The organism is Mesorhizobium sp. M0077, from assembly GCF_040322955.1.
GTDB lineage: Bacteria > Pseudomonadota > Alphaproteobacteria > Rhizobiales > Rhizobiaceae > Mesorhizobium.
In genome coordinates, this window is sequence record NZ_JAMYUL010000010.1 from 11,603 (window position 1) to 35,312 (window position 23,710).

Annotated in this window: 19 protein-coding genes; 10 read left to right on the forward strand and 9 right to left on the reverse strand. The window is 63.9% G+C overall.

Annotated features, from left to right (window positions below):
• Nucleotides 1–53 precede the first annotated feature (53 nt).
• The 4 genes from NKJ57_RS19425 to NKJ57_RS19440 all read right to left on the reverse strand — a co-directional run bounded on the left by NKJ57_RS19425 (nucleotide 54) and on the right by NKJ57_RS19440 (nucleotide 7,575).
• Nucleotides 54–3,224 (reverse strand): efflux RND transporter permease subunit, encoded by a 3,171-nt coding sequence (locus tag NKJ57_RS19425; protein ID WP_023693625.1) that lies wholly within the window; start codon nucleotides 3,222–3,224, stop codon nucleotides 54–56.
• Between the two features lie 65 nt (nucleotides 3,225–3,289).
• Nucleotides 3,290–4,489 (reverse strand): efflux RND transporter periplasmic adaptor subunit, encoded by a 1,200-nt coding sequence (locus tag NKJ57_RS19430; protein ID WP_027050802.1) that lies wholly within the window; start codon nucleotides 4,487–4,489, stop codon nucleotides 3,290–3,292.
• Nucleotides 4,490–4,969: 480 nt separating this feature from the next.
• A complete protein-coding gene (locus NKJ57_RS19435) occupies nucleotides 4,970–6,100 on the reverse strand; it encodes a patatin-like phospholipase family protein (RefSeq protein ID WP_023715056.1) in 1,131 nt (376 codons plus the stop codon).
• A 386-nt stretch (nucleotides 6,101–6,486) separates the two neighbouring features.
• Nucleotides 6,487–7,575: a citrate synthase/methylcitrate synthase gene (locus tag NKJ57_RS19440; RefSeq protein WP_023702794.1), complete on the reverse strand. Its 1,089-nt coding sequence runs from the start codon at nucleotides 7,573–7,575 to the stop codon at nucleotides 6,487–6,489.
• A 93-nt stretch (nucleotides 7,576–7,668) separates the two neighbouring features.
• Here NKJ57_RS19440 and NKJ57_RS19445 point away from each other — a divergent pair, with 93 nt between their 5' ends.
• A complete protein-coding gene (locus NKJ57_RS19445; RefSeq protein WP_352512238.1) occupies nucleotides 7,669–8,808 on the forward strand; it encodes a citrate/2-methylcitrate synthase in 1,140 nt (379 codons plus the stop codon).
• Here the strand turns inward: NKJ57_RS19445 and ftrA are convergent.
• Nucleotides 8,805–9,797 carry a transcriptional regulator FtrA gene (gene ftrA / locus NKJ57_RS19450; protein WP_352512250.1) on the reverse strand — a complete coding sequence of 331 codons (993 nt, stop codon included), beginning with the start codon at nucleotides 9,795–9,797 and terminating at the stop codon, nucleotides 8,805–8,807. The genes NKJ57_RS19445 and ftrA overlap by 4 nt on opposite strands.
• Nucleotides 9,798–9,886: 89 nt before the next feature.
• Here ftrA and NKJ57_RS19455 point away from each other — a divergent pair, with 89 nt between their 5' ends.
• Complete coding sequence (locus tag NKJ57_RS19455) at nucleotides 9,887–10,306, forward strand: rhodanese-like domain-containing protein (protein WP_352512236.1); 420 nt, start codon at nucleotides 9,887–9,889, stop codon at nucleotides 10,304–10,306.
• A 57-nt stretch (nucleotides 10,307–10,363) separates the two neighbouring features.
• Entirely contained in the window at nucleotides 10,364–10,831 is a 468-nt protein-coding gene (locus NKJ57_RS19460) for a GNAT family N-acetyltransferase (protein WP_352512234.1), read from the forward strand.
• A gap of 45 nt (nucleotides 10,832–10,876) precedes the next feature.
• Here the strand turns inward: NKJ57_RS19460 and phaR are convergent, their stop codons facing one another.
• The gene (gene phaR / locus NKJ57_RS19465; protein ID WP_023731809.1) at nucleotides 10,877–11,491 is read right to left on the reverse strand and encodes a polyhydroxyalkanoate synthesis repressor PhaR; all 615 of its coding nucleotides are present in this window, start codon (nucleotides 11,489–11,491) and stop codon (nucleotides 10,877–10,879) included.
• Between the two features lie 302 nt (nucleotides 11,492–11,793).
• Here phaR and NKJ57_RS19470 point away from each other — a divergent pair, with 302 nt between their 5' ends.
• Nucleotides 11,794–12,978, forward strand: a complete 1,185-nt coding sequence (locus tag NKJ57_RS19470; RefSeq protein ID WP_023673832.1) for an acetyl-CoA C-acetyltransferase — start codon at nucleotides 11,794–11,796, stop codon at nucleotides 12,976–12,978.
• 129 nt (nucleotides 12,979–13,107) lie between these two features.
• Complete coding sequence (phbB, locus tag NKJ57_RS19475) at nucleotides 13,108–13,833, forward strand: acetoacetyl-CoA reductase (RefSeq protein ID WP_352512233.1); 726 nt, start codon at nucleotides 13,108–13,110, stop codon at nucleotides 13,831–13,833.
• 49 nt (nucleotides 13,834–13,882) lie between these two features.
• Here phbB and NKJ57_RS19480 read toward each other — a convergent pair whose 3' ends face one another.
• Nucleotides 13,883–15,133 carry an FAD-dependent oxidoreductase gene (locus NKJ57_RS19480; protein ID WP_023693614.1) on the reverse strand — a complete coding sequence of 417 codons (1,251 nt, stop codon included), beginning with the start codon at nucleotides 15,131–15,133 and terminating at the stop codon, nucleotides 13,883–13,885.
• An 82-nt stretch (nucleotides 15,134–15,215) separates the two neighbouring features.
• Here NKJ57_RS19480 and NKJ57_RS19485 point away from each other — a divergent pair, with 82 nt between their 5' ends.
• From NKJ57_RS19485 to NKJ57_RS19505, 5 genes are all read left to right on the forward strand, one after another.
• Nucleotides 15,216–15,797 (forward strand): TetR/AcrR family transcriptional regulator, encoded by a 582-nt coding sequence (locus NKJ57_RS19485; RefSeq protein ID WP_023693613.1) that lies wholly within the window; start codon nucleotides 15,216–15,218, stop codon nucleotides 15,795–15,797.
• A gap of 634 nt (nucleotides 15,798–16,431) precedes the next feature.
• Nucleotides 16,432–19,980 carry a helicase-related protein gene (locus NKJ57_RS19490; RefSeq protein ID WP_352512249.1) on the forward strand — a complete coding sequence of 1,183 codons (3,549 nt, stop codon included), beginning with the start codon at nucleotides 16,432–16,434 and terminating at the stop codon, nucleotides 19,978–19,980.
• Between the two features lie 75 nt (nucleotides 19,981–20,055).
• Entirely contained in the window at nucleotides 20,056–20,442 is a 387-nt protein-coding gene (locus tag NKJ57_RS19495; RefSeq protein WP_023707255.1) for an RNA-binding S4 domain-containing protein, read from the forward strand.
• Between the two features lie 253 nt (nucleotides 20,443–20,695).
• Nucleotides 20,696–21,034: a ferredoxin FdxA gene (gene fdxA, locus NKJ57_RS19500; RefSeq protein ID WP_013529180.1), complete on the forward strand. Its 339-nt coding sequence runs from the start codon at nucleotides 20,696–20,698 to the stop codon at nucleotides 21,032–21,034.
• Between the two features lie 426 nt (nucleotides 21,035–21,460).
• Nucleotides 21,461–22,042, forward strand: coding sequence for a CarD family transcriptional regulator (locus NKJ57_RS19505; protein WP_023673664.1), 582 nt, complete (start codon nucleotides 21,461–21,463; stop codon nucleotides 22,040–22,042).
• A 196-nt stretch (nucleotides 22,043–22,238) separates the two neighbouring features.
• On the opposite strand, the gene NKJ57_RS19510 is transcribed toward NKJ57_RS19505, so the two are convergent.
• Nucleotides 22,239–23,006, reverse strand: coding sequence for an amino acid ABC transporter ATP-binding protein (locus tag NKJ57_RS19510; RefSeq protein ID WP_023673665.1), 768 nt, complete (start codon nucleotides 23,004–23,006; stop codon nucleotides 22,239–22,241).
• Nucleotides 23,003–23,683: an amino acid ABC transporter permease gene (locus tag NKJ57_RS19515; RefSeq protein ID WP_023693608.1), complete on the reverse strand. Its 681-nt coding sequence runs from the start codon at nucleotides 23,681–23,683 to the stop codon at nucleotides 23,003–23,005. The genes NKJ57_RS19510 and NKJ57_RS19515 overlap by 4 nt, the downstream gene beginning before the upstream one ends.
• Nucleotides 23,684–23,710: the final 27 nt, after the last annotated feature.

Below are 23,710 nucleotides of genomic sequence, written 5' to 3' on the forward strand. Positions count from 1 at the left end.
AAAAGGCCGCCCGGTTGTTCCGGACGGCCTTTTGTCTGACTGGTCGAATGCAGCTATTCCGCGGCTTTCGGGAAGGCGATTGCCGGCTCGTCGAGCGGACCCGGTCTCGGCCCCATAGGCGCATCGGGCTTCTTGTCGCGGCCGAACAGCCGGCGGAAGAACGCGTAGAAGCGGCTGTTCTTGCTGCGCGTGAAGATCATCAGCATGGACGGCGTCACCACCAGCGTCAGCAGCGTGGCGAAGGACAGGCCGAAGACGATGGCCGAGGACAGCGAAATCCACCATTGCGTCGACGGCGCGTTGATCGTCGTCTCGTGATGGAAGATTTCCAGCCCGAGACCAAAGGCGATCGGCAGCACGCCGAGGATGGCCGATACCGCCGTCAGCACCACCGGGCGGGCGCGCTCGCGGCAGGTCTGCAGCACCGCCTCCATCTTGTCCCAGCCCTCTTCGCGCAGCCGGTCATAGGTGTCGATGAGCACGATGTTGTTGTTCACCACCACGCCGGCCAGCGCGATGACGCCGATGCCCGACATGACGATGCCGAAGGCCTCGCCGGTCAGGAGCAGCCCCAGGAACACACCGATCGTCGCCATGACCACGCAGGACAGCACCAGAAGCACGCTGGTGAACTTGTTGAACTGCATCAAGAGCACCAGGAAGATCAGGAAGATCGCCGCGCCGAAGGCCTTGCCGAGGAAGGCGCTGGCTTCGGCGCTGTCCTCGTTCGACCCCGCCAGCTTCCAGCGTATGCCGTTGTCGAGCTTCATGTCGGTGACCGCCTTGGTCACCTCCGCCTGCACCGCCGCAACCTGGTTACCGGCGGCGACGTTGGCCTGGACGACCACTGTGCGGGCGCCATCGATGCGGTTGAGGATGCCGACGGTCGGCTCCGGCTTGCGCACGACGAAGTTGGAGATCGGCACCGAGCCTTGCGCAGTCTGCACCCGGAGCTCGTCGAGCGTCGACAGCGTGCGGCGGTCTTCAGGCAGCCGCAGCCTGATGTCGACGGCATCGTCGGCGCCGGCAGGCCTGTACTCGGACAGCTTCAACCCGTTGGTCACCAGTTGCACCACCGTGCCGACGGCGGTCGGGCTGATACCGTATTGCGCCGCCTTGGCGCGGTCGACCTCGAGCGCCCAGTCGACGCCGGGCGGCGGCAGGCCGTCGGAAACGTCGATGACACCGGGCACCTTGGCAATGCGCGCCGCAACCGCGCGGGCCTGGTCGTCGAGCCCTTTGGGGTCGATGGCCGAAAGCCGCAGCTGCACCGCCTTGCCCGTGGGAGGACCGGCCTCCGGCACGCGCACTTCGACATCGACGCCGGGAATGCCGGCCATGACGGTGCGCAGCTCATCCAGGATATTGTTCGCCGATTTGCGCTCGCGCCAGTCGATGAACTCATACTGGATGACGCCGACGACGTCCTCCGGCACGTCCTGTCCGCCGCCCTGCGTCTTGCCGACGCGGGTATAGACCGATTTGACGCCAGGCCAGCCAAGCAGCCGGTTTTCGGCGATCCTGGTCGCCGTGTCCATTTCGGCCAGCGAGAGATTGCCGCGGGCATGCACATAGAGCAGGCCGTAATCGGGCTCGACGCTGGGGAAGAACTCGACGCCGGCGCCATATTTCGAATAGGCGAAGCCGACGCCGGTGAGCAGCACGGCGGTGAGCACCAGCACGGTGATGGGGAAGCGCACCGCCTGTTTGACCAGCGCCATGTACCAGCCGTCGCGATTGTGTTCCTCGTGATGCTCCGGCGCCTTGGCGAAAAGCGCGCCCAGCGTCGGCGCGAACACCAGCGCATAAAGCATCGAGGCCGACAGCGTGACGATCAGCGTGATCGGCATGTATTTCATGAAGTCGCCGATGATGCCGGGCCAGAACAGCAGCGGCGAAAACGCCGCGATGCGGGTCATGGTCGCGGCGATGACCGGACCGGCCATGCGCTTGGCGGCCAGCGTGAAGGCTTCCGCCTTCGGCATGCCTTCGCCCATGCGCCGTTCGGCAAATTCGGTGACGATGATGGCGTCGTCGACCAGCATGCCGACCGCCAGGATAAGGCTGAACAGCACGATCATGTTGATCGTGTAGCCCATCATCGCAAGCAGCAGGATGCCGATCAGGAAGGATGACGGAATGGCAAGCCCGATCAGCAGCGAGGCGCGGCCCGACAGCGCATAGAGGATGACGATGAACACCAGGATGACGGCGATCATCACGTGGTTCTGCAGGTCGCCCAGCAGCTGGTTGACGAAGACAGACTTGTCCTGCGTGTAGGTGATGTTCATGCCTTCCGGCATCGTCTTGACGTAGGCGTCGGACACTTCCCGCACCTTGGCCAGCGTGTCGATCAGGTTGGCGCCGATGCGCTTCTTGACTTCGATGGCGATGGCCGGCTTGCCGTTGAGGCGAGTGATGGTCTCGGCGTCGGCGAAGGTCGAACGCACCGTGGCGATGTCCTTCGCCTGCACGACGGCATTGGGGCCGGCGACCACCGGCAAGGACGCGACATCCTCGGGTGTCTCGATCAGCGACGGCACCTTGACCGCGTATTTGCCTTCCGAACCCTCGATATTGCCGGCGGCGACCAGGCTGTTGGAAGCGCCGACCGCGCCGATCAACTGGTCGAGCTGCAGGCCGTAGGAGGACAGCTTCATCGGGTCGATGACGACCTCGACGAGATCGTCGCGCGCGCCTTGTATGGTGCCCTCAAGAACGCCCGGGACTTCCTCGATGCGGTCGCGCAGTTCGCGCGCCGCCGCCGTAAGCACACGCTCGGGCACATCGCCGGACAGCGTGACGACCAGGACGGGAAACTCGGAAATGTTGACCTCGGTAACAACCGGTTCTTCTGCCGCTTGGGGAAGGTCAGCCTTCGCGTCCTGAACCTTCGAGCGTGTATCAGTCACCGCGGTGTCGACTTTTATAGACGGCAGAAACTCAAGGAAGACAAAGGCACCGCCCTGATAGGCGGATGATTTCATCTCCTTTAACCCCTTGAGACTCTTAAGCTTTGCCTCCAGAGGCCTAAGCAGAAGTCTTTCAGCGTCTTCGGGCGCGATGCCTTGATAGGCAACATTTATATAAACATAAGGGGTAGGAACGTCGGGTTCCGCTTCCTTCGGTGTCGACTGATAGGCGACCCAGCCCGCCAGCAGCAGGAAGACCAGCACCGCAATGGTCAGCCGGGCATTGTTGATCGCGAGTTTGACGATATCCATGGCCTGTTCTCAAGATTTCAGGAGCCGCATGGCGGCCGGTTGTCCCCGCCCGGGGCCACCCGGCGCTACTGCGTTGTCGCTTCGCCCAACAGTTTCTGGATGGTCGCCTGGTCGGCCTCGACCGGCTTGACGACGTCCCCTTCCTTGACGAGCTCCTGGCCGGCGACGATGACGCGGGCATCGGCGGGAATGCCGCCAAGCACCAGGCCCTTCGGCGAGTCATCGACCAGGTCGATCGGGAAGAACACCACCTTGTTGTCCTTGTCGACGGCGCGGATGCCGAGGTCTCCCTTGTCGCCCAGCGTCACCACGGAGCGCGGCAACATGACGGCGTCGGTCGGCTGCGCGCTGAGCGCAATCTCTGCCGTCATGCCGGCCGGCACCGAGCCGTCGGCATTGGGGACGGCGATCTCGACGCGGAAGGTGCGCGTCGCCGACGAGGCGTCGCGGCTGATGTAGCGCACGGTGCCTTCGACGGTCTGGCCGCTGACCAGCCGCACAGCAGCCTTGTCGCCGAGCTTGAGATAGCCGAGGTCGCGTTCGCTGACTTCACCGCGCGCAATCACCGGATCGAGCTTGAGGATGGTTGCCACCTCGCCGCCCTGCATGACGGAACTGCCGAGCTCCACCGGCACCCGGTCGATGACGCCGTCGAAGGGCGCCTTGACCAGATTGCGGTCGAGTTCGGCCTGCGCCGTTTCCAGCTGCGACTGCGCAGCGGTCAGGTTCGAACGCGCCGTGTCGAGCTGCAGCTTGGGCAGATTGCCGGTCTTCATGAGCCGCAGCGACGCTTCGAGTTCAGCCTGGCGCTGCACGACGAGCTGCTTGGCATTGTCGACCATCGAGATCTTTTCTTCCGCCGCAAGCATCAGCACCAGATCGCCGGTCTTGACGTGATCGCCCTGCTTGACCGGCAGCTTTTCGATGACGCCGGCGACACGCGTCGCCAGCACGGCGCGCTTGTCGGCCTCGGTCAGCCCGGAAATGCGGATGGCGCGGGCATAGGTCTTGCGCGGCGGCGTCACCACCGCGACGGTGCGCAGCGGCGCCTTCGGTTCGGCCTCGGCTGCCTTAGGCCCAGTGGTCGGGGGCTTGGCTGCGTCCGGCGCCTTGGCCTGATCGCCCGGCTTGGCCTGGTCGCCCGGCTTGGCAGCGCCTTCGACAGCGGCGCTGCCGACGGACGAGAACGCGCCTGTTCCCATCCAGGCGGCGAAGCCGATGAGCACGACAATAGCGGCAAGCTTGTGAAACCTGATCTTCGGCATCATTTTTTTCCACTGCGGGGTTCGGCCAAGTCGTTATCCAACAGGGTGTCCGTCGTCTAACAGCTACCGTGTCTTCCAACTCGGGCGCATCGCCGATATGGGTGCGCGCCAGGCCGTGTTCAATTTGCCGTGAACGGCGAAGCCGCGCTTCTACATCAAAGTTGCATCGCAATACAGTCGAAAAGTTGCAGGGGCATTGCGCAAGGCAGGCGTAGTGTGGCCAACGGAAACGGTTTTATCGGCGCCCCGTCAGGCGGCGGAACCACAGTCTCGGAACCATACGGATGTTGGAGGCGCTTTGTTTTCAAGGCGTTTGGGCACTGACATCCCCTGTGCCCGCACCAGTTTTTGACGCTCAAATGTGGGCGCGCCCTGCGTCGTCGCGACTTGAATGGCAGTAGGCGTCAGTATGATTTTGTATACCGTCACACGCAGAAGTTGCGCCGCATCGGGAAAGCCGCCGGCGCTGCTCCGAAAAACTCAGGCCCGCCGGCGTTCCGCCTCCGGCTTCTTGCGGGCGGCGAGAAATTCCTTCACCCGCCGTCCCGGTGCCGGCCCGCGCACCGGTTTGAAGCCGTCATCGAGTTCGCCGGAAAGATCGAGCGTCGGCCGCTTGCCGACGGCGTCGTAATTCTCCTCCAGCCAGTCGCTGGCCGCTATACGGCCAAGGTCTCTGAGATAGCTCAGGAAGGCCCATTCCGCATTGACCTTGGACGACGCCGACAGATCCTTGAACGCCTCGTCGGCATCGATGCGGTGCATGCGGATGTCGCGGTATTCGCCAGGCGGCAGCCGGCCGGCGGCGATCAGCTCCTTGACGAAGGCGATCGAGCGGAATTCGTTCAGCAGCCCGGCATTGAAGGTGATCTCGTCGATGCGGTTCTGGATTTCGTTGGCGCTTCTCGGCGTGCCTTCGCGCACCACCGGATTGATCTGCACCAAAAGCACATCCTCGGTCGCCGCCGTCTTGAAGAACGGGAACAGCGCCGGATTGCCGCCATAGCCGCCATCCCAATAGGGCACGCCCTTGATCTCGACGGCGCGGAACAATTGTGGCAGGCAGGCCGAGGCCATCACCGTGTCGAGGTCGATCTCGCCATCGGAAAAGACGCGCAGCTGGCCGGTCTCGACATTGGTCGCCGAAATGAACAGCTCCATCGACTTGCAGGCGTGAACATTTTTGAAATCGATCTCCTGCTCGACCACGTCGCGCAGCGGGTTCAAGCCCAGCGGATTGGCGACATAGGGCGAAAACACTCGGGACATGGTGTCGAAGAAGAAATATCCGGGCGTGTTCTCGATCGACCAGTTGCCCCAGGCGACGTCCCACGGCATGCGCTGCACCGGGCTGAAGCGGCCCTTGGCCGCCACCGCGCGCCAGAAATCGTCGAGCTTTTGCCGTGCACCCTCGACGCCGGCGCGCACAAACCCATCGGCCAGCGCCACCGCATTCATGGCGCCGGCGCTGGTGCCGGACACCGCCGCGATCTCCAGCCTGCCATCCTCCAGCAGCCGGTCGAGCACGCCCCAGGAGAAGGCCCCGTGCGAGCCGCCGCCCTGCAGCGCGATGTTGATCTTCTTCGTTTCCTCCGCCTTGCCGTTTTTGGTCATGGCGTTCCTGTTCGGTTTGGTCGCTGCTGCCTCATTCCGCCCGGGGATCGGGCGGGTTCGACTGCAGCGGACTTATATTGCAGCGCAGCATATAAGGGATGACCAAGGCAAGAACACGAACACGGTCGCGTGATCACATGAAATTTTGGTCATGGGGAATGGTCCTCCACGCCCAGGTCTTCGCCCTACGAATACCCCCACCCTTGATCCCTCCCCACAAGGGGGAGGGAGACTTGGTAGACGCTGATCTCAGCAAACCACCGACGTTTCGGCGGCGCGCGCCAGCTGCCCTCCCCCTTGTGGGGGTCCGAAGGACGGGCGAGACCCGTGGCTCGCCCCGGCAAGCTAGGGTGGGGTCCTCTTCGCAACAATCTGAACTTGGAACCTCAGGCCACGAGGTCCGGCACCGGCCCGACATAGCGCGATTGTGGACGGATCAGCCGCCCCGTCGTCTGCTGTTCGCGCGCATGCGCGATCCAGCCGGCGACACGTCCGGCGGCAAAGACATTGCTGAACGCCTGTGGCGGAAAGCCAGCCGCCTCAAGCACAAGCGCTGTGTAAAACTCGACATTGGTCTGCAGCGAGCGCTGCGGCTTGGCGATCCGCAGCACTTCGAGCGCCGTCTGCTCGACCTGTTCGGCGAAGGCCAGGCGGCGGCCGGCTTCGCCCTCGCTGCCGAGCTGCCGCACGACGGCTTTCAGTACATCGGCGCGCGGATCGCGCACGCGGTAGATACGATGGCCGAAACCCATGATGCGCTCGCCATGCGCGACCTTCTCGCGCAGCCAACCGGCCGCGTCGCCATGCGCCTGGATTGCATCGAGCATCTCGATCACCGGGCCGGGCGCGCCGCCGTGCAGCGGCCCCTTGAGCGCGCCGAGCCCGGCCAGCACCGACGATGTCAGCCCTGCCAGCGTCGATGCGACGACGCGGGTGGCAAAGGTCGAGGCGTTGAGGCCGTGATCGCACACGGTGACCAGATAGGTGTCGAGTGCCCTTGCCAGCGCCGGCGACGGGACGGATCCCTCGAGCATCCTCAGCATGTCGGCGGCATGATCGGCCTTCGCGTCAGGTGCGATCGGCTGCTCGCCACGCGCCAGCCGCAGCAGAGCCGGCGTCAGCACGGCGGGCGCCGCGATCAGCCGCAAGGCGTCCGTCAGCGTCTCGCCATCCGGCAGCAGCGCCATGCCGGCGCGCATGGCGCCATAGATCTCAATCGGTGCGAGCAGCGGCAGCGAGGGTGCAAGCCGCTCGAACAGCTCGACGCGAGCCTTGCCCAGCCTCGCTGCCAGTTCGGCATCGCCGGGAAGGCCGTCGAAGAAGCCGTCGAGCAACAGGCGAACCACTTGCGCATAGCGCCAGCGTCCCGCCAATTCCGGCAGCGAATGACCGCGGATCGTCAGGCGGCCACCAAGGCCATCGACATCGGAGAGCACGGTCTCCGCCGCCACCACATCATCGAGCCCGTTCGCCATATCTCATCTCCTTGCAGCTTTTCTGCATGGGAGATAAGGGTTAGGCTGCGCCTCGATCAATCTTGATCAATATAATCAATGTATGGGCTAAAAATGTCCGAATGGCTGTCGCGGGAAGAGGCGCTGGAAAGGCTCAAGGTGCGGCCGCAGACGCTTTACGCCTATGTCAGCCGTGGCCGCATCGGCATGCGGCCGGATGAGAGCGACCCGCGCCGCAGCCAGTACCGCGCCGACGACATCGCGGCATTGGCGACCCGCCGGGCGCGGGGCCGCAGTCCCTCGGCCATCGCCGAGAGTGCGATCGCCTGGGGCGAACCCTCGATCGCAACAGCAATTTCGACCGTTCTGCACGGGCGCCTCATCTACCGAGGGCAAGACGCCGTTGCGCTCTCCAAATCGGCGACGCTGGAGGAAACCGCCGCTCTGCTGTGGGCCTCGGCCGAACCAGTGACGTTCAAAGCTCCGTCACCTGAAGCGCCTCATCCAGTCGGCCGCGCCTCGGCTTTTGCGCAGCTTGCCACGCTTGCCGGCCATGGGCGGCCTTCGCTTGGACGCAGCGCCGCCTCGCTGTGCACCGAGGCCGCGCACACAATAGCAGCGCTGGCGCAATCGCTGGGCGCCGGAACCGGCACAGCGCCTGTCCATAAGCGCCTGGCGCAGGGCTGGTCGGTGGATGATGCCGGCGCGGAAGCGATCCGCTGCGCCCTCGTCCTGCTCGCCGATCATGAACTCAACGCATCGACCTTCGCCGCCCGCGTCGCAGCGTCCACAGGCGCCTCGCCTGCCGCATGCCTCCTGGCCGGCCTGGCAACGCTGTCCGGCCTGCGCCACGGTGGTGCCGGCGAAGCGGTGATGCAACTGGCTGAAGATGCAGCAGCCCACGGCGCGGATGCGGCGATCCGGCGCTGGCTCGGCCATGATCGGCCCTTGCCGGCGTTCGGCCATCCGCTCTATCCCGACGGCGATCCCCGTGCCACCGCACTTCTGGAAGTCATCCCTGTCGACGAGACGCTGCAACAGCTGCAAAAAGCCGCCATGGCGGCGGTCGGTGCCCAGCCCAACATCGACTTCGCCCTGGCCACACTAACGCGCGGCCTTGGCTTGCCGCGCGATGCACCGTTCCAGCTGTTTGCGCTCGGACGCAGTGTCGGCTGGGCCGCGCATATGGTCGAACAGATCATTAGCGGCAGCATCATCAGGCCGCGTGGCCGCTATGAGGGACGCGTGACTTAAGCCGACCTGGCCGTGTTCCCGAACCGCGCACGGTACGCGACGGGCGTCGTGGCGAACTGCTGACGAAAATGATGCCGCAGCGTGCCTGCCGCGCCAAAGCCGGCGTTCTCGGCAATCCGTTCGATCGGCATGGCGGTGTCTTCCAGTAGCGTGCGCGCCCGCGAAAGCCGTTCCGACAGCAGCCAGCGCGACGGCGTGACGCCGGTCGCGGCCGCGAACCGGCGCAGGAATGTCCGCTCGCTCATCCCGGCAAGCTCGGCCAAGATGGCGACGGGATAGTCGGCAGAAATATCGGCGCGCATCCTGTCGATCAACGGTCCAAGCCGGCTGCGCTCATGTGGCTCGGGTACGGAACTCTCGACATACTGCGCCTGGCCGCCGTCGCGATGCGGCGGCACCACCAGACGGCGCGCCACCATGTTTGCAGCCTTGGTGCCGAAGTCGCGCCGAACCAGATGCAGGCAAAGATCGATGCCCGCGGCACTGCCTGCCGATGTCAGCACATTGCCCTCATCAATGTACAAAACGTCCGGAATCACGGTGATGTCGGGGTACATCTCCGTCAGCTTCTCGCTGTAGCGCCAGTGCGTGGTCGCCCTTTTGCCCGCAAGCAGGCCGGCCGCGGCAAGCACGAACACGCCCGAACAGATCGAAAGAATGCGAGCGCCGCGCTCGCTCGCCTTCCGCAGCGCCTCGATCAGCGCCGGCGGCACCGGAGCCTCCGTTCCGCGCCATCCCGGTACGATCACCGTGCCGGCCTGGCCGATCAGATCGATCCCGCCGTCGGCAACAATACGCACGCCGCCCAGCGCGCGCATTTCACCGCCATCGATCCCGGCAACGGCAAAACGGTACCAATCCTCACCCATTTCCGGCCGGGGCAAGGCGAAGATCTCAACCGCCACGCCAAACTCGAACGTGCACAGCCCGTCATAGGCAACGGCAACGACAAGAGGGTTGGCAGGGCGCGGATTGGCAGAGGATGGCATGATCTTGACGATATATGGCAAAGCTGCCAGCTGCAATCGCTCTGCTTCCTGTCTTATCTCTCCGTCGCATCAGCAATGGAGATACGAGGATGAGCTACGTGACAGACATTGCGGCGGCATCGCCGGATATCGCCCGCGACCATTTTCTGCGCCGGCTTTCCGTCGAGACCGACTGTTCCGACGTCGCCGCCGCAGTGCGTGCCGGAGAGCCGGACTTTATTCTCCTGCATGTGGTCGGTTCGCCGGAAGCCTATGGACGCCGCCATGTGCCGGGCGCGCTGCATCTGCCCCACCGCGAAATATCGGCCGAGCGGATGGTGCAATGGCCCGAAAAGACGCTGTTCGTCGTCTATTGCGCGGGACCGCATTGCAATGGCGCGGATCAGGCGGCCTTCAAGCTGGCCAGCCTCGGTCGTCCCGTGAAGATCATGATCGGCGGCATAACCGGTTGGCAGGACGAGGACCTTCCTTTCGCTTCAGGCAAGGAGCCCGGTGTCTTGCACGCGTGAGGCCAAGGCCAGGCTGCCGCGGCAGCGTCCACGCGATATGGTCCGGCTGGAGCAAGCATGCAGAAGGCGATGGTTAGAATTCGTCCATTCGTGCGCCAGGATGTCGGTGCGGTGCTCGCCCTCATGCGGGCGCTAGCCGTCTTCGAGGGTTATGACGACAAGCTTCGCGTCACCGAAGCGAACCTCATCGAGCACGGGCTGGGGCCATCGCCCCGGTTCGGCGTGTTGGTGGCGGAGCGAGAGGGCGCGATTGTCGGCATCGCCGTCCACTACCTCATCTCCTGGACCTACGACCTGAAGCCGGTTGTCTGGCTGAAGGAACTCTACGTCACTGAAGCGACGCGCGGCATGGGGGTCGGCCATGCGCTTGTTGAACAGCTTCGCCAACACGCTTTGAGCATTGGCGCCTCCGCCATCAAATGGACGGTGCTGAAATCCAACTCGCCGGCCAAAGCCTTCTACCGCTCGCTCGACGGCCAGCCCGACGATATCTGGGAACCGTGGCAGCTGAAAATCGACCCGTGACGGCCGCCTCGACCAACTGAGGGCGGTCGACCATGCGGCGGTCGCTTAAGACATGGTGTCGAGCTTGCGCTGCATGGCGGCGATCTGTTGCTTCAGTTCCTGAAGGTCGTCGCCGCTCTTTTCCGCGACGTCCTTGCGGGCCGGCTCGGGTGCAGCCGCGGCCGCAGCGTTTGTGGCGGCGGTCGGGAAGGGCGTGAACAGGCGCATCGCGTTCTGGAACATTTCCATGTTGCGGCGTGTCTGCTCTTCCAGCGCCTTGATCGGCGTGGCGATCTTCATCACATCCAGCGGCGACTTGCCGATCGCGCCCTTCATCTGCTCGCGGAACCGCTCCTGTTCCTTGGAGAAGGCCATCATCGACTGTTCGAGGAAGCTCGGCACGATCTGCTGCATCTGGTCGCCATAGAAAGCGATCAGCTGGCGCAGGAACGGGATCGGCAGCATGTTCTGCCCATCCTTGTTCTCCAGTTCGAAGATGATCTGCGTCAGCACCGGATGGGTAATGTCGTCACCGGTCTTGGCGTCCTGGACGGTGAACTCCTCGCCCTTCTTGACCATCTCGGCCAGATCCTCGAGCGTGACATAGGTGCTGGTGCCGGTGTTGTAGAGCCGGCGATTGGCATATTTCTTGATAATGATAGGGTCGTCTTTCGCGGCCATCAGCATCCTCCCGGGACACCGGCGCGCCTGAGTAAGCCGCCGGTAACGATTGCGCCATTTTTAAGGATATGCGCAAAAGCTCTATAATTCCAAGCGCTTTGTGCAGTGCGGCATCATTTATTGCTGCATGGCCGGCCAATTATGCTGCGCAGCAAAGGTTGGGCGATCCCGCCGGCCGCCCGCGCCCTGCTTGCGGCGCTTGGCCGGCATGCCCATTTCCGGTTTGACTTGGGGTGTGGAACGGGCAAGAAAAGTCCCAACAAGCCCCCAAGAACACGACACCTCGAAGTCTGGAGAGAAAAATGTCCGCTTCCAATTCAATCGTCGTTGCCAGCGCCGCACGCACGGCTGTCGGCTCTTTCAACGGCGCCTTCGCCGCCACCCCGGCGCATGAACTTGGCGCCGTCGTCATCAGGGAGCTTTTGGCGCGCGCCGGCGTCGAGCCGGGTGAAGTCGACGAGGTCATTCTCGGCCAGGTGCTGACCGCCGCGCAGGGCCAGAACCCCGCCCGCCAGGCGTCGATCAATGCCGGCCTGCCCAAGGAGACCACCGCCTGGGGGCTCAACCAGGTTTGCGGCTCTGGCCTGCGCGCCATCGCGCTCGGCATGCAGCAGATCGCCGCCGGCGACGCCACTGTGATCATCGCCGGCGGCCAGGAATCGATGTCGCTGTCGCCGCACGCCGAGCACCTGCGCGCCGGCGTCAAGATGGGCGACTACAAGATGATCGATACCATGATCAAGGACGGGTTGTGGGACGCCTTCAACGGCTACCACATGGGCAACACCGCCGAGAACGTCGCCCGCCAGTTCCAGATCACCCGCGACGACCAGGACCAGTTTGCGCTGGCCTCGCAAAACAAGGCCGAGGCCGCGCAGAAGGCCGGCAAGTTCAAGGACGAGATCGTCGCCTTCACGATCAAGGGCAGGAAGGGCGACACTGTCGTCGACCAGGACGAGTACATCCGCCACGGCGCCACCATCGACGCCATGTCCAAGCTGAAGCCGGCTTTCGACAAGGACGGCACCGTGACCGCCGCCAACGCGTCGGGCATCAATGACGGCGCCGCCGGCGCGCTGCTGATGAGCGAGGCTGAAGCCACAAGGCGCGGCATCACCCCGCTGGTGCGCATCGCCTCATGGGCGACGGCCGGCGTCGATCCGGCGATCATGGGCACCGGACCTATTCCCGCCTCGAAGCGGGCGCTCGAGAAGGCCGGCTGGTCGGTCAAGGACCTCGACCTTGTCGAGGCCAATGAAGCCTTCGCCGCGCAGGCCTGCGCCGTCAACAAGGGCATGGGCTGGGATACGTCGATCGTCAACGTCAATGGCGGCGCCATCGCCATCGGCCATCCGATCGGCGCGTCGGGCGCCCGCGTCTTCAACACGCTGGTTTTCGAGATGCGCCGCCGCGGCGCCAAGAAGGGCCTTGCCACGCTGTGCATCGGCGGCGGCATGGGCGTCGCTCTGTGCGTGGAAGCGCTGTGAAAGAGAAGTGAGTAGTGAATAGGGAGTAGTGAATGGGGAAGAAGGAGCAGCGCGGCGGGATATCGATCCCTACTCGCTACTCCCTACTCCCTATTCCCTTCTTCCGACCAAAGGGAGGAAGAACTTTCAATGACCAAAGTAGCGCTCGTCACCGGTGGATCGCGCGGCATCGGCGCCGCCATATCGATCGGCCTGAAGAATGCCGGTTACACCGTTGCAGCCAACTATGCCGGCAATGACGAGGCAGCGGGGAAGTTCAGCGCACAAACCGGCATCAAGGCCTACAAATGGTCGGTCGCCGACTACGACGCCTGTGCCGCCGGAGTCAAACAGGTCGAGGCCGATCTCGGCCCGGTCTCGGTGCTGGTCAACAATGCCGGCATTACCCGCGACGCCATGTTCCACAAGCTGACGCGCGAGCAGTGGAAGGAAGTCATCGACACCAATCTGTCTGGCGTCTTCAACATGACGCATCCGCTGTGGGGCGGCATGCGCGACCGCAAATTCGGCCGCGTCATCACCATCTCCTCCATCAACGGCCAGAAAGGCCAGGCCGGCCAGGTCAACTATTCCGCCGCAAAGGCCGGCGACATCGGCTTCTCGAAGGCGCTGGCGCAGGAGGGCGCGCGCGCGGGCATCACCGTCAATGTCATCTGCCCCGGCTACATCGCCACCGAGATGGTCAAGGCGATCGACGAGAAGGTGCTGAATGAACGCATCATCCCGCAGATCCCGGTCGGCCGCCTCGGCGAACCGGAAGAGATCGCGCGTTGCGTCGTCTTCCTCGCTTCCGAAGACGCCGGCTTCATCACCGGTTCGACCATTACAGCCAATGGCGGCCAGTACTTCGTCTGACGTCATGCCGCACTCGGCAACGCGCCGATTCGCCTGACCGTCGCAACTGTCAGGCGGCGAGCTTCAGCCCTGATTTGGCCTCAGGCTTGCTGGCGGCAATTAAGCCAGGCGCCTTTGCGGGCGCCGGCAGCCGGGCGTTTGAGGCCCGACTGAGACCCGACAGCTTCAGCGCAATGCGACGCTTCACGAACGGCAGAAGATTCACCAAGGAAAGCGACAGGTTGCGGACGAACCGCTTCGCCGGATTATGGGCAAGCGCCATCTCCGTCATCTTCCCCGCAAGATCGAGCACTTCCTGAGCCGCTGGGCGGCGCAGCTTTTCGTATAGGTCGAGTTCCGTCGCCGAGCGAATGCCGTTCACCACATCGCCAAGCAACTGGCCAAGCACGACCGCGTCGATGATGCCGGTATTCATGCCCTGCCCACCCGCGGGACTGTGTACATGCGCGGCATCGCCCATCAGGAACAGCCGGTCCTTGCGATAGGCCCTGACCAGACGATGATGCACGCGAAAGCGCGAACTCCACGTCAGGTCGAGCACGCGGGCTCTTGTCGTGGTTGGCCCGCGGCTATCGAGCAATGCCTGGATGTCGGCGGTGCCGGGCTTTTCCGGCGCATCCTTCATCGTCGCGACGACGCGGTACGAGCCATCCGGCAGCGGCGCCACCACCACCAGGCCCGCCGGTGCGAAAAACAGCGACACTTCGGCCGGTCCTACAGGCCAGTCCAGGCGAACGTCGGCCAGCACAAACGAACCATCATAGGCCTCGCCATCGAACTCGATGCCGGTCGACTTGCGCACCAGGCTCTGCATGCCGTCGGCTCCGACGACGTATCGCGCCGAGATGAGTTTTTCGTGGCCCTGCTCGACCACTGTCACGCGCGCGCCGTCACTGTCTTGAGCAACGGCCACAGCCTCGACCTCGCGATGAATGACGCCACCCAGGACCGCGATCCGTTCAGCGAACACCTGCTCGGTCACGTTCTGCGGCAGCATCATCAGGTAGGGATGCTTTGACGGCAGCTTGCCGAAATCGAGCTTGAGCAGCACCCGGCTCCGATCGCGGATGGCGAAATCGTCGAGATTCACGGAAAGCTCACTCAGCCGCTGCGTGAGGCCGAGCGGCTCCAGTGATTCCAGCGTTTGCGCATGGATGACCCCAGCGCGCGACGTTTGCAGACCCTGCGTCAGTCTGTCGATCAGCACGTGATCGACGCCAGCTTGATGCAGCGCGATTGATAGCGCCATACCAGTCGGGCCGGCGCCAATGATAAGGACTTCCGTTGTCTCAGGCAGCATTCCCCGTCTCCATTTATCAACACGTGTTGACTTCTAGTAAGTTGGATTGCATTTGTCAACGGCTGTTGGCATATGAATCTGGATGAACGAGAAGCAGCCGAACAAGCAGACCAAGTCGGACCGAACACGAGCCCAAATCCTTGAAGCCGCACGCCGGCTTTTCTCCGAGCACGGCTATGACGGCACCTCAATCCGCGACGTTGCGGCGCAGGCCTCGATCGATCCGGCCATGGTGATCCGTTATTTCCACAGCAAGGACGAGCTGTTCGCCAGGGCCGCCGTCGTGGACCTCCAACTGCCGGATCAGCGGATAGACCCTACCGCCATCGGTGAAACGCTGATCAGGCGCTTTCTGGTAAACTGGGAAGGTCAGGCCAACGGGCCAGGCATGATAATCCTGCTACGCTCGGCTGCGTCGAACGAGCACGCGGCCGAGAAGGTCCGCGACGTCTTCGCCAACCAGGTGAGGCCGATGGTTGCATCGATAGGCGACCCAGCGGACGCCGGACGGCGCGCCGGGCTGGTTGCCAGCCAGCTGCTGGGCCTGGCGACCTGCCGATATCTGTTGCGGCTTGAGCCCGTCGTCGCCCTGTCGCATGAGGAAATCATCCGGAATGTGGGACCGGTGTTGCAACGTTATGCAACAGGCCACGACGCGGCCTGAACCGGCGGGCACCGAGTGCTGTCGCGGCGATTGACCCGTTCCGGCACGCAAAGATTAACGATTTCTAGGCGCCCTGTGCAAAACCCGGTTCGCAAGCTGTGAATTCTCGGTGGACAAGCTGTGGACAACACAACATGTTGGGGTGAACAAACCAGGAAAATCCCGCGATCGCTGATTCGTCACCCATTCGTTCCGGCTTTGAGCGGAACGTTAACGACCAAGGCCGGAAACCACCGGAAAATGGGTTAAGGCCGATTAAGAAGATTCAACAATTTCAATGTTGGCTGAGGCGTATCGGATCACGACGATGCCCCGCCGGCAAAGGTTAACGCCAATGGTCGCCTTGCAGGAATCGGGCCAGTTTCCGCGATTCAGCATATGGTGAGACTCAGGCTCGCAAAATCCACATGTAGCCGTGAACAAAAGCTGAATCTGCCGGAGTCACTGATTCGTCGCCGATTCGTTCCAGACTCGTTCCAACTGTTAATTGAGACCTCAAAGACGAACCGTGGGATTGCCGGCCGGAACATTCCGCTTTCGCTTCGCGCCTGAAATCCCTATGTGTCGCCTGTCATACGCGCCACGCGAGGCGCGCTCCCGACAACACGATGCAGAAAGCCTCATCTCCAGGCCGATGAACATCCAGCCGAAACACACCGAGCCGCTGATCCTGTCGGGCCGCGACGTGACTGCCGTGCTGGGTCCGACCAACACCGGCAAGACCCATCTCGCCATCGAGCGCATGGTGGCGCATGAGAGCGGCATTATCGGCCTGCCGCTCCGCCTTCTGGCGCGCGAGGTCTATGCCCGCGTCTGCGAAAAGGTCGGCGCCCACAAGGTGGCGCTCATCACCGGCGAGGAAAAAATCCAGCCGCCCGGCGCGAAATATTCGGTCTGCACCGTCGAAGCCATGCCGCGCGAGACCGACGTTGCCTTCGTCGCTATCGACGAGGTGCAGCTCGCCGGCGACCTCGAGCGCGGCCATATCTTCACCGACCGAATCCTGCACCTGCGCGGCCGCCAGGAAACGCTGCTGCTCGGCGCGGCCACCATGCATGGCATCCTGCAAAAGCTACTGAGAGGCGTCTCGGTGGTGACGCGCCCTCGCCTGTCGCACCTGGCCTACGCCGGTTCCAAGAAATTGACCCGCCTGCCGCGGCGTACGGCGATCGTCGCTTTCTCCGCCGACGAGGTCTATGCCATCGCTGAGCTGATCCGCCGCCAGCAAGGAGGAGCGGCGGTCGTGCTCGGCGCACTGTCGCCCCGCACCCGCAACGCCCAGGTGGCAATGTTCCAGGCAGGCGACGTCGACTATCTCGTCGCCACCGACGCCATCGGCATGGGCCTCAACCTTGATCTCGATCATGTCGCCTTTGCCCAGAACCGCAAATTCGACGGCTACCAGTACCGCAACCTGACGGCGGCCGAGCTCGGCCAGATCGCCGGCCGCGCCGGCCGGCATCTGCGCGACGGCACCTTCGGCGTCACCGGCCAGGTCGATCCGCTGGACGAGGAACTGGTCAAGCGCATCGAGGGGCACGAGTTCGATCCGGTGAAGGTGCTGCAATGGCGCACCGCGCATTTCGACTTCGCCAGCCTCGACGCGCTGAAGCGCTCGATCGAGGCCAACGCGCCGGTCGAAGGCCTGACGCGCGCGCTGCCGGCGGTCGATGCGCAGGCGCTCGAACATCTCTCCCGCGACGAGGACATCCGCGCGCTGGCTACCAATGCCAAGCGCGTCGCGCTGCTGTGGGAAGCCTGCGCGTTGCCGGATTACCGCAAGATCGCGCCGGCCCAGCACTCCGACCTGATCGCTTCTATCTACACCGACCTCGCCAAACACGGCCATGTCGACGAGAACTACATGGCCGAGCAGGTGCGCCGCGCCGATACGACCGAGGGGGACATCGACACGCTGTCGCACCGCATTGCGCAGATCCGCACCTGGACATTCGTGTCCAACCGGCCGGGCTGGCTGGCCGATCAGGCACACTGGCGGGAAAAGACGCGCGAAATCGAAGACAGATTGTCGGATGCGCTGCATGAGCGGTTGACGAAACGGTTTGTAGACCGCAGGACTTCCGTCCTCATGCGGCGCCTTAGAGAAAATACAATGCCTGAAGCCGAAATCAGTCCTACCGGAACCGTCCTTGTCGAAGGCCATCATGTCGGCGAGTTGCAAGGGTTCCGCTTCACCGCCGACCAGAGCGCCGGCGGCGAAGACGCCAAGGCCGTGCGTACGGCAGCGCAAAAAGCGCTGGCCGCCGAGTTCGAGGCGCGTGCCGAACGCTTCGGCGCCTGCGCCAATGGCGACCTTGCGCTCGGCTCCGACGGCACGCTGCGCTGGATCGGCGCGCCGATCGGCACGCTGGTTGCCGGCGAGGACGCGCTGAAGCCGCGCCTGGTGCTTTTGGCCGACGAGCAGTTGACCGGCCCCGCCCGAGACAAGGTCGCCGCGCGCGCCGAGCGCTTCGTCAATTTCCAGATCGAATCCTTGCTGAAGCCGCTGGTCGACTTGAAGAATGCCGAGCAGATCGCCGGCATCGGCCGTGGCATCGCCTTCCAGCTCGTCGAGCATTTCGGCCTCATCAACCGCCGCGACATCGCCGAGGAAATGAAGTCGCTCGACCAGGAGGGTCGCGCCGCCTTGCGCCGGCTCGGTGTGCGCTTCGGCGCCTACCACGTCTTCGTGCCGGCGCTGATCAAGCCGGCGCCCGCCGGACTGATTACGCTGTTGTGGGCGCTGAAGAACGACGGCAAGGACAAGCCGGGCTTTGGCGACGTGGTGCACGCCCTGGCTTCCGGCCGCACCTCGGTGGTCATCGATCCTGCTTTCGACAAGAGCTTCTACAAGCTTGCCGGATACCGCAATCTCGGCCGCCGCGCCGTGCGCATCGACATTCTGGAACGGCTGGCCGACCTGATCCGGCCTGCGACCAACTGGAAGCCCGGTCTGGGACAGCGCCCGGACGGCGCCTATGACGGCCAGTCCTTCATGGTGACGCCGCCGATGATGTCCATCCTCGGCGCCACCGCCGACGACATGGAAGAGATCCTGAAAGGTCTCGGCTATCGCGCCGAGCCGAAGCCGCCGGCAGAGGTCAAGGCGCGGCTGGAAGCACAGGACAACGCGGCGCGGGAAGCGGCTGCCGCCAAGCTGGCTGCGGACGCGGCTGCAAAAGCTGAACAGGCCAAGGCGGCGGAAGCCGCTGCAAGTGAAGCCGTCGCTGAAGCGCCGGCCGTTGGATCGGAGCCGGATGCGGTTGCCGCCGCTGAGCCTGCGGCTGAGCAGCCCGTCGCCGAAGCCGCAGCGGAGGCTGTTGCTGCGGACGCTCAGCCGCGCGCGCCTCAAGAGGGTACGGAGCCAACTCCGGCCGCTGAAGCTACCGCCGAAGCTCCAGCCATCGCGGAAGCAACGGCAGAGCCCGTCGCGGAAGAACAGGTCGAAGCTCCCCAAGTCGAAGCCCCCATAGAAATCACGGAAGAAGCTCCGGCTGTTGCAGAAGCTGACGACACCGTCCCCGAAAGCGCCGACGCCCTTACCTCTCCCTCGATGGCGGAGGTCGCGGCGCGAAGCGACGCGGGTGACAGCGTTGACGAAGCAGGTGCAGACACAGCAGACGCTTCAGGCGCAACCGCCGACGCCGGCGCTGCCCCCACCCCGGCGCTGCGCGCCGACCCTCCCCACGAGGGGGAGGGTGGAAGCGCTGAGCCTGTCCCCGAGGCCGAAGCGCCAAAGCCCATCTTGTTGTGGCGGCAGGGCCGTTTCGAGCAGCGCCCGCGCCATCGGCAAGGCCGGGACAATCGCCCGCGTAACGGCCAGGCTAGCCGCGCCGATGCGCCGGCCGACGCTGCCGGCGGACAGCCGGCACCGGGCGAACGGCCGGCCTATCAGGGCCGGCGCGACCAGCGCGACGGTGCCGCCAAGCCACGCTTCGACCGTTCGAAGTTCAAGCCCAAGCCGCAGGCCGAGGGCGAACAGCGCCGCGACGGCAAGCCGCAAGGCGAGCGTCCGCGCGAGGGCCGGCCTGACTGGAAAGGCGGCAGGCCGGAAGGCAAAGGCGGACCGCAAGGCGCCAAGCCGGCTTTCCAGGTCAAGCCACGCGAGGAACGCCCGGCGCGCTTCGATCCGGACTCGCCCTTCGCCAAGCTCGCCGCCTTGCGCGACCAGCTGAAGAAGTAGGCTCTGAGCATGATCCCGAAAAGTGGAACCGGTTTTCGGACAAGATCATGCTCCAACAAGAGATAACTCGCTGCGATGGTTGCTGAAGGTCGTCAGCGCGTCGACAAGTGGCTGTTCTTTTCGCGCGCGATAAAATCGCGCTCGCTGGCGGCCAAGCTGGTTGTCGCCGGACGCGTCCGCATCAACAGCGACAAAGCAGCGCAGGCCTCCGATCTGGTCAAGCCTGGCGACGTTTTGACCATTACGCACGAGCGCCGCATTTTCATTTGGAAGGTGCTTGGCACCGGCGTGCGGCGCGGTCCGGCCGAGGAAGCGCGCACGCTCTACGAGGACATGTCCCCGCCGCCGGCGCCGAAAGGCGAGGCTGTTGCCGATGCCATTCCGGCGCTGCGCGACGCCGGCAGCGGCCGGCCGACCAAGAAAGAGCGCAGGCAAACCGACCGGCTGTTCGGCGAAGACTGAAGCCTTGGCCGTCTGCGCCATGCCGGCGGTCTGGAATTTCATTCCGGACACGCGGGCCCCGCCTGCAATGGCTGCCCTTGCAAGCGGCAGGCAAAGGCGTTACCTCACCAAAAAAGCCGCCGCATCGGCCCGAAAATCGGAAATCGATTTTTCGGAAGGCACGATGCGCAGATTCAAAGTGTCAGAGCGTACTTTGTGCGTCCAATTGGACGCACGTCGCTCTAGCAAGAACGGGACGTCCCGGAGCCGACCAATGACCTATGTCGTGACCGACAACTGCATCAAATGCAAGTACATGGACTGCATCGAGGTCTGTCCGGTCGACTGCTTCTACGAGGGCGAGAACATGCTTGTCATACATCCCGACGAGTGCATCGACTGCGGCGTCTGCGAACCGGAATGCCCGGCCGATGCAATCAAGCCCGACACCGAGCCGGGCCTCGACAAATGGCTGCAGGTCAACACCGAATACGCCGAGAAATGGCCCAACATCACCGCCAAGAAGGAGCCTCCGGCAGATGCCAAGAGCTTCGACGGCGAAGCCGGCAAGTTCGAGAAATATTTCTCCGCCGAGCCCGGCGAAGGCGACTGAGCACATGACGCTGGAATCGGAATCGATTTCGGAAAGGGTGATGCGCAAAGCAAAAAAGTGCGGCCTATTGGATCGTCATAACGCTGCGTAACGCGCATCATACATTAACTGCCTTGACAGGCGGCGATGGCGCTCGACCTTCGCGTTTGCAGCAAAACCTTGATTCTTCCGACTTTTTGTGCTACACCAGTTGAAACATGCCGGTGACACAACGTCGATTTATGGCGCAAGCGCCCCAAATCACTGAAAGGTGAAATCCCCAATCGGACCAGAGCGATCTGGGCCAGGCAGTCGCTATGTATGCGGTTTGCCGGTCCCGGCTTTTTCCGATGGGTTCATCTGTTGTGCGGCTAACGATCGGTGTCCCCGGTCGCATGCGTTCGGACCGGCAGGCCGCCGGTGCCACAACAAGGAGTTCAGGGCGTAATGGCAACGATCACCCCGCAGAAGAAGTCCACCTCGGCACGCCACGGTTTCAAGACCGGCGAGTACATCGTCTATCCGGCACACGGCGTCGGCCAGATCGTCTCGATCGACGAGCAGGAAGTTGCGGGCCACAAGCTGGAACTGTTCGTCATCGACTTCCAGAAGGACAAGATGCGCCTGAAGGTTCCGGTCGCCAAGGCGACCTCCATCGGCATGCGCAAGCTGTCGGAAGAGGATTATGTCGAGCGCGCGCTGAAGGTCGTGCAGGGCCGCGCCCGCGTCAAGCGCACCATGTGGTCGCGCCGTGCGCAGGAATATGATGCCAAGATCAATTCGGGCGACCTGATCTCGATCTCGGAAGTCGTGCGCGACCTCTACCGTGCCGACAACCAGCCGGAACAGTCCTATTCCGAGCGTCAGCTCTATGAGGCGGCACTCGACCGCATGGCGCGCGAGATCGCGGCAGTCAACCGCATGTCGGAAACCGAAGCCGTGCGCCTGATCGAGGTCAACCTCAACAAGGGCCCGAAGCGCGGCGCCAAGGCCGACAATGAGGAAGCCGAGCAGGAAGAAGCTGCCTGATCGCTTTCACCGTCGAAATCATGAAAAACCCGGCCTTGTGCCGGGTTTTGGTTTTTACCCCCTTGTGGGGTTCCAAGGACGGGCGAGACCCGTGGCTCGCCCAGGCAGGGTCGCTGCGAAGCAGCGAGGATGGGGACGACACCAGACCGCACCCGGACCTTCCGTCCGACCTCCCCACAAGGGGAACGTAGAAGGCTCAGCCGCCGGCTTCCTTCTCCGCCTCCTGCTTCAGCGTCGCAATAAAACGCTTGGTCCGTTCCCGCTCCGGATTGCTGAACACCACGGTGGACGGCCCCTTCTCGACGACGACACCAGCATCGAGGAACACCACCTCCTGCGCGATCTTGGAGGCAAGGCGAAGGTCGTGCGTGGCCATCACCATGGTGGTGCCTTCGCTGGCGAGTTTTCCGAGCACGTCGACCACTTCCTGCGCCAGTTCCGGATCGAGCGCCGAGGTCGGCTCGTCGCAAAGCAGAACCTTGGGCGACGGCGCCAGGGCGCGGGCGATGGCCACACGCTGCTGCTGGCCGCCCGACAGCGTTGCCGGCCAATCGTCCGCCTTGTGCGCCATGCCGACCTTCTCGAGCAGCGCCAGTGCCCGCTCGCGCGCCTTTGCCGTCGGCCATTTGAGCACCGTCACCAGGCCTTCCATGACGTTCTCGATCGCGGTGCGATGCGGGAACAGCTGGAAGTTCTGGAACACCATGCCGGTCTGCAGCCGCAGGCGCTGGATGTCGCGGCTGGGGATCTTGATGCCGGGACGGAATTCCAGCGTCTCGTCGCCGATGCGCACCATGCCCGAGGTCGGGATCTCCAACAGGTTGATGCAGCGCAGCAGAGTGCTCTTGCCACCGCCGGAGGGACCGACAAGCGCGGTGACGCTGCCTTCGGCAATGGTGACCGTCACGCCCTTCAGCACCAGATTGTCGCCGAAGCGCTTTTCGATATCGGTGAGGCCGATCATGAGCGCGCCTCCAGGAAGCCGCCATAGCGGTTGAGCCGCTCCTCCAGCCGCGTCTGCAAGGCCGAAAGCACCGAGCTCATCGCCAGATAAAGGATCGCCGCCTCGACATAGAGGATCAGCGGTTCATAGGTGGTGGCGACGATGCGCTGCGCCGCCTGGAACATCTCCGGCACGGTGATGGCGGCGGCCAGCGACGTATCCTTGACCAGCGAGATGAAGGTGTTGGACAGCGGCGGCACGGCGACGCGGCCGGCTTGCGGCAGGATGGTGCGCCGCATCGCCTGGCTCCAGGTCATGCCGATCGAATAGGCCGCTTCCCACTGGCCCTTCGGCACCGAGCCGATCACGGCGCGGATAATTTCCGAACTGTAGGCGCCTATGTTGAGGGTGAAGCCAATCAGCGCCGCCGGAAAAGCATCCAGCAATATGCCGACCGAAGGCAGGCCGTAAAAGATCAGGAACAGCTGCACCAGAAGCGGCGTGCCGCGAAAGATCCAGACATAGAAGCGGACCACGGCAACCAGAGGCTTGGGGCCGAACAGCCGCACCAGGGCGACAACCAGGCCGACGAACAGGCCGAGTGCGAACGATAGCAATGTCAGCGGTACGGTGAAGATCAACGCCGCCCACAGCAGTGTCGGCAACGAGTCCAGCATCAGGTGTAGCCAGTGCGGCACGAACGGCTCCTCCCTCACAGACCGCCG